Source organism: Devosia alba (genome assembly GCF_039938915.1).
Lineage (GTDB): Bacteria > Pseudomonadota > Alphaproteobacteria > Rhizobiales > Devosiaceae > Devosia > Devosia alba.
The window spans coordinates 20,687-31,913 of the sequence record NZ_JBDUUI010000019.1; the positions used below are offsets into that span (position 1 = coordinate 20,687).

The 11,227-nt window shown below is 59.9% G+C and carries 9 protein-coding genes; 2 read left to right on the forward strand and 7 right to left on the reverse strand.

Annotation, left to right across the window (positions count from 1 at the left end; translation table 11 throughout):
* Positions 1 to 10: 10 nt before the first annotated feature.
* The 7 genes from ABFY71_RS17580 to ABFY71_RS17610 all read right to left on the reverse strand — a co-directional run bounded on the left by ABFY71_RS17580 (position 11) and on the right by ABFY71_RS17610 (position 9,017).
* A protein-coding gene (locus ABFY71_RS17580; protein ID WP_347947188.1) for an IS5 family transposase occupies positions 11 to 774 on the reverse strand; the annotation gives its coding sequence in 2 pieces (ribosomal slippage) (positions 11 to 441 and positions 441 to 774; 765 coding nt in all).
* Positions 775 to 915: 141 nt separating this feature from the next.
* Complete coding sequence (locus ABFY71_RS17585; protein ID WP_347947189.1) at positions 916 to 2,523, reverse strand: FAD-dependent monooxygenase; 1,608 nt, start codon at positions 2,521 to 2,523, stop codon at positions 916 to 918.
* A 33-nt stretch (positions 2,524 to 2,556) separates the two neighbouring features.
* Complete coding sequence (locus ABFY71_RS17590) at positions 2,557 to 4,002, reverse strand: aldehyde dehydrogenase family protein (RefSeq protein WP_347947190.1); 1,446 nt, start codon at positions 4,000 to 4,002, stop codon at positions 2,557 to 2,559.
* Positions 3,999 to 5,018, reverse strand: coding sequence for an amidohydrolase family protein (locus ABFY71_RS17595; RefSeq protein WP_347947191.1), 1,020 nt, complete (start codon positions 5,016 to 5,018; stop codon positions 3,999 to 4,001). The genes ABFY71_RS17590 and ABFY71_RS17595 overlap by 4 nt, the downstream gene beginning before the upstream one ends.
* A 95-nt stretch (positions 5,019 to 5,113) precedes the next feature.
* A complete protein-coding gene (locus ABFY71_RS17600) occupies positions 5,114 to 5,878 on the reverse strand; it encodes an IclR family transcriptional regulator (RefSeq protein WP_347947192.1) in 765 nt (254 codons plus the stop codon).
* A gap of 8 nt (positions 5,879 to 5,886) precedes the next feature.
* Entirely contained in the window at positions 5,887 to 7,815 is a 1,929-nt protein-coding gene (locus ABFY71_RS17605; RefSeq protein ID WP_347947193.1) for a TRAP transporter permease, read from the reverse strand.
* A gap of 80 nt (positions 7,816 to 7,895) precedes the next feature.
* Positions 7,896 to 9,017 (reverse strand): TAXI family TRAP transporter solute-binding subunit, encoded by a 1,122-nt coding sequence (locus ABFY71_RS17610; protein WP_347947194.1) that lies wholly within the window; start codon positions 9,015 to 9,017, stop codon positions 7,896 to 7,898.
* Between the two features lie 46 nt (positions 9,018 to 9,063).
* Between ABFY71_RS17610 and ABFY71_RS17615 the strand changes: the two genes are divergently transcribed.
* Positions 9,064 to 10,776: a thiamine pyrophosphate-requiring protein gene (locus ABFY71_RS17615; RefSeq protein ID WP_347947195.1), complete on the forward strand. Its 1,713-nt coding sequence runs from the start codon at positions 9,064 to 9,066 to the stop codon at positions 10,774 to 10,776.
* 117 nt (positions 10,777 to 10,893) lie between these two features.
* The coding region (locus tag ABFY71_RS17620; protein ID WP_347947196.1) for a TSUP family transporter at positions 10,894 to 11,227 on the forward strand (334 nt) is incomplete at its 3' end.

Genomic DNA, 11,227 nt, shown 5'->3' on the forward strand with positions numbered 1-11,227 from the left:
CAAGCTAGGGTCAGGACTCATTGATCCAGAAAATGAAGATGGCTGCGAGGGCGATGGCTGACAGGAGGGTGTGAGCACATCGGTCGTACCGCGTGTGGATGCGCCGCCAGTCTTTGAGCCGAGCGAACGTGTTCTCGATTTTGTGGCGCTGGCGATAGAGTATGGGGTCATAGTTGTGCTGAACGCGATGTTTAGCATGCGGCGGAATGCAGGGCGTGATGCCGCGTGCGACGAGCGCCTGGCGGAAGCTTGCGGAACTGTAAGCCCGGTCAGCCAGCAAGGCGCTGGCCGGAGGCAAGTCTTCGACCACTGCGGCGGCGGTCTTGTGATCATTTGCCTGTCCCTCTGCCAGGTGGAGCATCAGCGGCCGTCCCTCGCCATCGCACACGACCTGCAGCTTGGTGGTCAGCCCACCTCGGCTGCGTCCGATACATCGGGGTAGAGCCCCTTTTTAAGCAGGCTGGCCGCGGTCCGGTGTGCTTTAAGGTGGGTCGCATCGATCATCAGATTGTCTGTCTGGCCGCCCTGCGCCGCCAGTTCGGCCAGAATGCGATTGAACACACCCAGCCGGCTCCACCGGATAAAGCGGTTATAGATGGTCTTGTGCGGACCGTAACCGGCGGGCGCATCGCGCCAGCGCAGGCCATTCCGGATCACAAACAAAATGCCGCTCAACACCCGGCGGTCATCCACCCGCGGCACGCCATGCGAAAGCGGGAAATAGGGCTCGATCCGGCGCATCTGCTCCGCCGTCAGCATCAGCAAATCACTCAAGGCAAGCACCTCCTGCCACCTTGAATCACTGCTCGGAACTCAATTCAACAAATTAATGGGTCCTGACCCTAGCTGTGGAGCCTCTGCCGCTGCGCCAGCGCGGGAAAGCGCTGCAGCGCCGTCGCCCGAGCGATGCTACAGTCAGGCCGGCTCAACGAACTGTCCGACGGCCCGTCGGAGCAGTGCCGCCTCGCCATCGGGGGGGGATTCGCCCGCCCACGTGACAAACTGGTCCGGCCGAACCAGGATCATACGTGCCTCGTACCGCTCGCGCGCGCCCGCCACCGCGTCGCGAACCACCGTTAGAGGCAACCCCAGTTCGGCGGCGGCTTCGGCCCAGCGGTCACATTCGTCCTGATGCCCACCGAGTGCAATCAGGGTAAAACCGTCCCCCAACCGCTCATAGACATTCCCACCGTCGACCGTGGCCATCGGTGCCAGATGATGGCCGGCCTGCGCCTTGAAGACATGGTTGCCGAGCGCATTGGAATTTCCCTCTCCAGCAACGATGGGTGAGCCGCGATAGTTCGGCTCGAAGGCGTTGACCTCGGATCGGGCTCCGCCGCCGCGGGAGCTCCATTCTGCCTCGAAGGCAACGGTATCCTCCGTAGGATCAAAGCGTTGGAGGAACTCCCGGTCGCTGTTGATCGATTTCTCGATGAAGTCTTTGGCTGTGGAGGCGAAGACCGGCCGGCGTTCGGCATCATAGGTATCGAGCAGCGCGTCGTTGCCCCAGCCCTCGATTGTTGCCGCAAGCTTCCAGCCAAGATTGCGGGCATCCTCGAAGCCGGTGTTGATGCCGTAGCCGCCGTAAGGCGGATGGCTGTGCGCCGCGTCGCCGGCGATAAAGACGCGACCCTGCCGATAGCTGTCCGCCAGTGCGATGCGCAGATCCCAAAACCCGACATGTTCGAATTCGACATCGAACTCGGCACCGACGGCCCGGTAAAGATAGCCTTCGAAGTCAAAATTCTCCTTGGTCGTGTCGGCCGGCACGGGCGCGTGGAAGAACCACGTATTGCCAAGGTCGACGCGGCCGAAAAACTGCCAATAGCCCTTCAGGTCCGGATGCAGCACATTGTAGAAGGATTTGCCGGGGAACCGTTCCAAGAGTTCATGCAGGCCTAACGAGCGAAAGACGAGCAGGACCATGAGCTTGTCATGATCGGACTGTGTCTGCGTGATCCCGGCAAGATCGCGAACGACAGACTTGCTGCCATCAGCACCGACGAGATAACGCGCCCGCACGGTAATCGGCGCGCCGCCGTCGCGCGGTACAGCCTTTACGCTGACGCCATCGGCATCTTGCTCGATGGCGTCGCCCGCATAGCCATAAAGCACCTCAACTGCTGCAATCTCTGCGGCGCGTGCGCGCAGCACCTCTTCGGTCGCATATTGGGGAAGCCTTTCGTTGTCGGTGTAATAATAGGGCCGCACGAGTTCACGCTGTAGCCAGTCATAGTGGTAACCGCCTAGCAGCGTGCCATAGGCAGTCAGCCCGCCAATGCCATATTCCTTGGGTACGGTGCGGGCAGCGCGCAATTGCTCCTCGGCGCCCCAAAAGTGGAAATGCTCCATTGTACGCTGGGTCAGGTTCTGACCTTTTGGTACAGGCTGCGGAGATGTGTAGCGCTCTATGACGACTGTCTTGATGCCGCGCTGGCCAAGCTCGATCGCCAGCCCCATGCCAACGGGACCGCCGCCGACGATCACCACATCGCTCTGTAGTTCGCCTGGGTTTGTCATCATCGTCCGTTCATTGCTTGCACTGGGTCGGTGCGTTCAGACCGCGCCGGCCTCAAGATAGACATGCTTAGTTTCGAGGAAGTCGTTCAGCCCCTCAACGCCGTGAAGCCGGCCGAGACCCGACTGGCGATAACCGCCCGTTTCACCTTCAGCAAACAGACGCCCATGGCAGTTGAGCCAGACCGTTCCTGCGCGAACGGCTCGCGACATGCGCATGGCACGGTTCAAATCATGTGTGAAGACGCTCGCTGCCAAACCATATTCGGTGGCGTTCGCCTTCTTCACAGCTTCGGCTTCGGTCTCGAAGGTTTCAATCGAGACGATGGGACCGAACAGTTCTTCCTGCACCAGCGAGGATGACAGGTCGTCTATTTTGAACAGTGTCGGCGTGAGGAAAGCGCCGGAGGCGAGCGGACCATCTGGCGCGCGGCCCTCCAGGATCATCTGCCCTTCGTCGCCCGCCTGTTCGATGATCCGCGAGAGTCGGTCACGATTGGCCAGATCAATTAGCGAGCCCATCTGGCTATGGGCGTCGCTGCCGGGACCAACGCGCACGGCGGCAAATGCCGACTTAATCCTGTCGGTAAAGTCTTTCTCGATGGATTTTTCGACGAGGAACCGCGCCGCCGCGACACAGACCTGCCCCGCCATGACCAGCGACCCTGCTGTTACTTCGCGCACGACCTGATCGAGATCGGCATCAGCGAACACCGTCGCCGGTGCCTTGCCGCCAAGCTCGAGCGACAATCGCTTCAAGGTGGGCGCAGCGCCCGCCATGATGCGCTTGCCGGTGGCGCTCGACCCTGTGAATGAGATCACGTCGATGTCGTTTGAGGCGACCAGCGCTTCGCCGACCTGGCTCCCCTGCTCATTGATGGAATTGACGACGCCCCTGGGCAAAGAGGGACAATCGTGAAGGCAGCGCATCACACGCTCATGGATAAGGGGCGTCTGTGGCGCCGGCTTGATAACAGTCGTACAGCCGGCAGCAAGTGCCGGCGCCAGCGACCGAACCAGCAGCGTGACCGGCGCGTTCCACGGCACGATAATGGCAGCGACGCCGGCCGCCTCGCGGTTCATCATCGAGAAATTACCGGGCATGGTTTCGAGTGTCCGACCGAGCACGGTTCGCGCGAGACCCGCATAATAGCGGACCTCGGAAATCGCTCCTATCATCTCGCCCAGCGCTTCGCGCTTGAGCTTGCCGTTCTCGGCGACGATAAGATCGGCGATTTCGTCCTTGGCAACGTCGAGCCTGTCGGCGAATTCAAATAGTACCGCTGCACGCAGGCGTGGCAGAGACGACCAGCCGGTCGCCTCGAAAGCGGCACTCGCAACCGCCGCCGCTTGGTCGGCGAGCGCTGCAGTTCCGGGCTGATAGGAACCGAGCACGGTACCATCGGCCGGGTTGCGGCTCGTTTCCGAACCCGCCCCCTTGACCCATTCACCACCAATGTAATTGAGGGCCTCGGTGCGTGTCATGCCGGGTCCATTCCCAAGAACTTGCGCGCATTGCCCTGATAGAGCTTGGCTCGCAATTCGTCGGAAATATCGAGCTCGTCGAGAATGCGGATCGTCTCGCGAATGTACATCGGCCCGCCTTCCGGATCGAAAGGCGCGTCCGATGCGAACATCACGCGGTCCTCCCCGAAGAAGTCGATGGCGTGGGTGATCGCCCGGGACGACCCGAACGAAGCCGTATCGGCATAGAACTCCTTGAAGTAATCCAGATGAGGCCGCTTCAGGGCAGTACGAACCGCAGCCAGATCGCGGTCAGTCGTGCGTTTGCCCATCTGGTCCCAACCCGGACCAACGCGTCCTTCGAAAAAGGGGATCATGCCGCCGGCATGGTGGGTCAAAACCTTCAATCCTTCGAACTTGTCGAAGAACTGTGAGAAGACCATGCGCGCCATTGCCGCCGACGTCTCGTAAGGCCAGCCAAACGTCCACCAGATCTCATACTCCGAGCGGCTCTCATTCTTGTAGTCGGGGAAGTCTTCGCTCCGCGCCGGATGCAGCCATACGGGCTTTCCGGCCCTGGCCATATAGTCGAAGAATGGCGCATATTCCGGCAGGTCTACCGGATTGCCTGCGATGTTGGTAAAAATCTGCATGCCCGCGGCACCTAGATCCTCGACTGCGCGGCGACATTCCTCAACCAGTGCATCGGGATTGTTCATCGGCGCGGTGCCGACAAAAGCAGGAAAGCGTTCGGGATATTTGTGGCAGAGCTCGGCCATAGAGTCCGAACCGATCTGCGAAAGCTCCAGCGCCTTCTGTGGACCGGCAAGTTTTTCTAGCGGCGGCGAGGCGAGCGAGAGCACCTGCTGATAGTCCTCGCCGAACATATCCATCACTTCAAAGCGGCGATTGAGATCTGTCATCATCGGTACGGCGCCGGAGCGCATGGTGATGTCCGTCATTTCGCCGATGTGGCCGATGAGCGCATCAAAAAACGGCTTCGGCCAGATGTGATTGAAAATGTCGATCTTCTTCATTGGGTTCCCACTTGCTCTGTGTTCATGAGGTTGCTGTGCCGGACAGCCGAAGTCAAACGTAAAATCTTACCTGATGAGATTTAATGTAATGCGCCTTACAGGCGACCGCGCGCTAACGACAGGCTCAGGTCATGCGCAACTGTCTTGATATCACTAGCGATCTGCGCGATCAGGGCGCCGTCGACCAAGCTGCCCCCAATCGTCACGCCGACGCTTGCCACCGGACTGCGACCGGCATCGAATATCGGCGCGGCAATACCGACGACGCCTGGCGTAACTTCCCCGTAAGCGACCGCAACACCTGCCCTCTTTACCTTCTTGAGATGGTCGAGAATTTCTTCGATGTTCGCGCCGAGGCCAACCTGTTGCAGTTCCCCGATTACACACTCAATCAGCGGAACTAGATTCCGGCGCGGCAAGAATGCCATGATAGAACGGGCAATGGCGCCGGGCCCTAGCGGCATCGGTCGACCGCGCGGGAAGGAGGTAAGCGGATTGCGCATTGAGCTTTCGGAGTCGATACAAAGCAGCCTATCACCATACCATCGGACGAGAAGTGCCGTGCAGCTGTAGCGCTCTGTCAGCCCTTTAAGCTGCGCCGATCCATCGAGAATCAGCCGGTCCGATTTGCGCATGAGATAGTCCATCTCGACAACTTTTGGACCGAGCGTGAACCCCACATTCGGCGTTGACGTCAGAAACCCAGCTTCCTTCAGCGTCTTCAAATAGCGGTAAAGGGTCGGCCGGCTATAGCCAAGCCGCTCCATCAGTTCCTCGGACGTCCATTCCAGCCGCTCCTCGCTGAACACTTCAAGCACAGCGAGAACCCGCTCAAGACTGTTTGCTGCTTTTGTCGTCAAGAAGTCACCTATATGCTAGGTACGCGCGAACGCCGGAAATCCAGGATCATCAGCGTCACCCCGCCAATGGCGCCTACTATGTCTGTATTTTCGGCGCCAGGAAATGCGCCGGAGGGGATGAGCGCCAACAGCCCGAAGATTATGAATGCGGCGCGCCAGATGGTCGGTAGCTTGGTCATGAAGTAACCGGCTAAGCCCGCCGAAATCAGCCACACGCCGAGCGCTGCCGTTGAGATCGCAACTGCGATATCGATCGGCTCACCGATCATGATTAGGGTCGGCGAGTAGACGAACAGGAACGGGATCACGAACGCAGACCAACCGAACTTCATCGACGCGAAGCCGGTCCGCATGGCCGAGGCCTTGGCGATACCTGCTGCCGCGAAGGCAGCAATAGCGATGGGGGGCGTGATCATCGACATCATGCCCAGATAAAGGATGAAAAGATGTGCAGCAATTGGGTTGATACCGACCTCGATCAGCGCCGGCGCGACGAGGGCCGCGAGCAAGACATAGACACCGAGCGTCGGCAGGCCCATGCCCAGAACGATGCAAATGACTGCAGATAGTAGCAGCAGGACGAGCTTGTTGCCGCCGCCGAGTTGCACCAGCGCATAGGTCAGGTTGAAGGAGAGGCCGGTTACGTTGAGGATGCCGATAACGATGCCAGCGGCGGCCGAAATCAAGATGATTTCGACGACATTCTGGCCCGTCAATGGAACCGTCTCCCAGATGTCGCGCAGGCTTGGGCGCTTCGCCTGATAGCCGAAAGTAATCGCGGTCACTATAACAACGACACAAGCGGCAAGTGCTGCGCGCTCTGGCTGCCAGTTCAGTGTGAACAGGCCATAGATAAGAACCGCAAAGCCGAGAATGAAATGCAGCCCGCTGCGGACGACCTTGCGGTTGGGGATATCTGCCTGGGCAACGCTTGAAATGCCAAGTTTTGCCGCATCGAGATCGGCTTGGATAAACAAAGCTGCATAGTACAGAACCGACGGCACGATCGCCGCAATGACGATCTGCCCGTAAGACATTTGTAGGAACTCGGCCATCAAGAAAGCCGCGGCGCCCATAACCGGCGGCATCATCTGGCCGCCTGTGGACGCAACCGCTTCGATGGCCGCCGCTTTGTGAGCCGGGTAACCATCGCGCTTGATCATAGGAATTGTGACGATGCCGGTGGCAGCGACATTGGCGACGGCGGAGCCTGAAACTGAGCCGAACAACGCGGACGCCACCACCGCGATTTTCATGGAGCCGCCGCGATAGCGCCCCATGCCCAGAAGCGCAGAATCAGTGAAAAATTTTGATCCGCCGGTCGCCGCCAGAAGATTGCCGAACAAGATGAAGGTGACGACAACCGACGCCGCAATAGCAAGCGGCAGGCCAAGAATGCCGTTGGAGTCGAGCGCCATATAGCTGGCAAGCCGTTCCCAATCCAGTGGCCGCCCCGCGAGCCTGCCGGGAAACAGGTTGCCGAATAGGCCATAGAACAGGAAAACGCCGATGATGATGACGAGCGCCCAGCCGGTAGCGCGGCGCACGGCTTCGAGCAGTAGCAAGATAGTGATGACGCCGGGGATATAGGCCTGCGGCGGGCCGGCAAAGATCAGGTTGACCAATGCCGAGTAGTTCCACGTGATATAGGTCAATGCCACGAACGCCAGCAGCGCTGCAACGCAATCATACCACGGCACAACGGGCCGCTTGGCACTGCGCCGCGCCGGCAGCATGAGAAATGCCAGTGGTAGCGCGAGCGCCAGGATCGCGCTGATGAATTGCTGCGGATAAAATGCCATACCCAGTGCACGAGGAATCGAGAGTGCCCACGCGACGGACAGGAGCGTCAGACACACCGAAAGCAGGCTGACCAATGGCCGCCATACATACTCGGGCAGGCCAGCATGCGGTCGGGCTTCGCTAAGAGAAGTCATTAGTCACACTCGATGGTAAGGGGAGGCAGCGGCGCAAAAACAACACGGGCCGATCCGTGATCGGCCCATGTCAGAGCGGACTATTCCTTCCAGATACCAACTTCCTTGTAGAATCGGATGGCGCCCGGATGGAATTTGGACACACCGATTTCACCGGCCATATCGTCGGGGTTGAAAGCGTTGAAGGGGGGAAAGGTTTGCGCCATTTGCGCCTTGCTTTCATACATCGCTTTGGTGAGTCTGTAGACGGTTTCCTCGTCGACGCCGGCGTGAGTGAATATCACCTGGGGATAGGCGAAGAATGTGGAGGTCTCTTCGACGCCTGGAGAGTTCGGGCTAGGCTCAAGGGTTGCGAAGAATCCGACCGGCCAGTACTCACGAATGGTCGCTAAATTTTCCTCGTTCTCCTCGATAGCAAGCGCGCGCAGACCACCGACGGCCGCATCGGCCTCGCGAACCTTGCCCGCGCCATGAGCGAAGATGAAGCCCACAGCATCGCCTGCTATGAAAGCATCAGCGCCGCCGACAACGCTTGGCACCTGGACGGGCTGCATGTCAGCACGCGTCATGCCAGCTGTGGCATACATCGCGTCAAGCTGCGGCAGGATGGTGTTCTGGGCGGTATAGCCATCGACCATCGGCTGGCCGCGCAGATCCTCGATGGAGCGGATGTCACTGTCGGCACGCACGAAAATCGCCTCTACCAGCGGCATGACGAGGCCGACGATGCGCAGATCAGCGTTTGCCGAGCCTGAAAACCATTCCTTGCCCTCAAGTGCGTAATTGACTTCCTGAAGATTGGCCGCACCGAACTCGATACCGCCCGAAGCCACGAACGGAATGTACTGGTTGGGGCTGGTCGCGGGCTGGATCGTTGTGTTGAGGCCAGCCTGGTTGGCGACATTGGCGACGGCTGTTCCGATATTGTGAAAGATCGATCCTGGGTTCGACGTGGCAATGCCAACAGCTTGGGCGTGGGCCTGCCCGCTTGCAGCAATTGTGGCCATAAGGATGGCCGAGGCGAGAACATATTTCATTTGATTCCTCCTGATTATCCTCCGTACCGCCTCCCAACGACGATACAAAATCCCACAGAGCGAGATTTTGTGATAGTGTGCACTTGCGTTAATGATAATTACAAGCGCATTTTGGCGGGGGGGTGCGACGGGTTGAGGAAATGTCGGGAATGTTGCTCCCGCCATTTCTGTCTCCTCGTACGTCGTGAACGACACTTAAAGGGTGGCAAGAATGAACGATCAGGTAGGCGATACATCCGCACGCACGGGCGCCGAAAGCTTACTTCTCGGCCTTAAATCCTGCGGCATCGATTACCTGTTCGCCAATGCTGGCACGGATTTCCCACCCATTATCGAAGCACTGGCACAGCTCGATCCGGCTTCCGTACCGGTGCCGATCACCGTGCCGCACGAAACGGCGAGTGTGGGCATGGCGCATGGGTATTACCTTGTCACGGGCCGCATGCAGGCAACTATGGTCCACGTCAATGTGGGCCTGGCCAATTCCGTCATGGGCGTCATCAACGCCGCGAGCGACAACATTCCCGTCATGGTGCTTTCAGGCAGAACACCGATCACCGAGCGCGGTCGCCAGGGTGCCCGCATGACGCCAATCCAGTACGGACAGGAGATGTACGATCAATCCTCGTTGGTCGCCGACAGCGTCAAGTTCCATTACGAGATGCGCTATCCCGAGCAGGGGGAAATCCTGACAATGCGGGCGTCAACGCTCGCTATGTCGGAGCCGCGCGGCCCCGTCTATGTGAGCCTGCCGCGCGAACCTTTGACCGATCACGTTCCTGACAGTGTCGAGCTGGCCGCGCCACGGCAGGTGCCCACAACGCGCGCTTTTCCCGATCCAGCCGCGATTACGGAAGCTGCCAGCTGGATCGCTGACGCCGCCAATCCCGTAATTTTGTGCCAGCGCGGCGACCCCGAAGGCCATGTGGCGCGTGCCCTGTCGCGTCTGGCCAACGATTTCGGCATCGGCGTCTGCGAGCCGTTCTCCATCCGCAACGTCATGAAGAGCGCTGACCCGATGTTCCTTGGCAACGACCCGAAGGCCGCCCTTGATGGTGCCGATTTCGTCCTGGTCCTCGATAGCGGGGTACCCTGGATCGAGGCTGTTCACCGGCCCGACCCCTCGGTCAGGATCGTTCATATCGGCTGCGATCCGCAATTCGGGCGTATGCCTGTTCGCGGCTACCGGGCCGACATCGCGATCACGTCCGATCCTGCCGCCGGCCTCGACGCACTTCATGCAGCGCTATCGGCAAGAACCATCGACGCGACCGCGCGCCTTGAGGCGATCATCAGGCGCGGGACCGACCGCCGTCGCACAATGGCAGACGCGGTGGCAGCGGCGCGGACCAGCCCAATGGGTGCCGAATGGCTGTCCAAATGTGTTTCGGACATCATGGGCGAGGACGGAATAACCTTCTCTGAGCTTGGCATTGTGCCCGGCGCGATGGATGCCAGGGGGCCAAACCGCGTCTTCTGCAATCCGCATTCCGGCGGTCTGGGCTGGGCACTGCCTGCGGCCTTGGGCGCGCAGCTTGCCGAACGCAACCGCTTGGTAATCGCGTGCGTCGGCGATGGTTCCTACATGTTTGCCAACCCCACCGCCTGCCACCAGATCGCCGAAGCGCTCGAACTGCCACTCCTAACTATCGTCAAAAACAACGGAACATGGAATGCGGTACGCCGCTCGGTCGTCAACGCCTACCCCGATGGTTTGGCGGCAAAGGCCAACCGGATGCCGTTGACGTCGCTCGAACCATCGCCTGATTATACAGCACTGGCGGCCGCCAGCCGCGCCCATGTCGAGCGCGTCGAACACGGCGACGACCTGCCTGCAGCCCTGCAACGTGCCCTCAAAGTCATTGCAGAGGAACGCCGACAGGCCATGATCGAGGTCCGTGTGTCGATTTCCGACAAGTACTGACACAGCACCTACCGCATCCTTTGGCCGACGCGACAACCGGGTCAAGGTTCTGGCGAATGGCCAGATCAGCCGGACGGCTTGCCTCCGGCGGCGAGTCGCAGGGTAAAGGAGTACAACGTGCCGATTTTTGAGCTGGTGGTCGTCTTCGGCAGCCTGATGGTAGGGGGCATTCTGAAGGGGGCGACGGGCGCCGGCGCGCCCATCCTGGCGATTCCGGCCCTGGCGGCCTTCCATGATGTGCGCTTCGCCATCGTGATCATGACCGTGCCGAACCTGATCACCAATCTGATGCAGGTGTGGCAGCATCGGCGGCATCACCTCCGACCCAATTTCCTTGTGCCATTTCTGATTGCCGCATCTGCTGGCGTGACTTTCGGCACCTGGGTTCTCGCCAGCCTGGATTCGCGTACGCTGTCGCTCTTTGTTGCCGTGGCCGTGCTGCTCTATCTGG

Coding starts and splice junctions, on each gene's coding strand:
- ABFY71_RS17585 (WP_347947189.1), bottom strand. CDS start 2,523: ATGATGACAAACCCAGGCGAACTACAGAGCGATGTGGTGATCGTCGGC.
- ABFY71_RS17610 (WP_347947194.1), bottom strand. CDS start 9,017: ATGGCGGGAGCAACATTCCCGACATTTCCTCAACCCGTCGCACCCCCC.
- ABFY71_RS17595 (WP_347947191.1), bottom strand. CDS start 5,018: ATGAAGAAGATCGACATTTTCAATCACATCTGGCCGAAGCCGTTTTTT.
- ABFY71_RS17605 (WP_347947193.1), bottom strand. CDS start 7,815: ATGACTTCTCTTAGCGAAGCCCGACCGCATGCTGGCCTGCCCGAGTAT.
- ABFY71_RS17590 (WP_347947190.1), bottom strand. CDS start 4,002: ATGACACGCACCGAGGCCCTCAATTACATTGGTGGTGAATGGGTCAAG.
- ABFY71_RS17615 (WP_347947195.1), top strand. CDS start 9,064: ATGAACGATCAGGTAGGCGATACATCCGCACGCACGGGCGCCGAAAGC.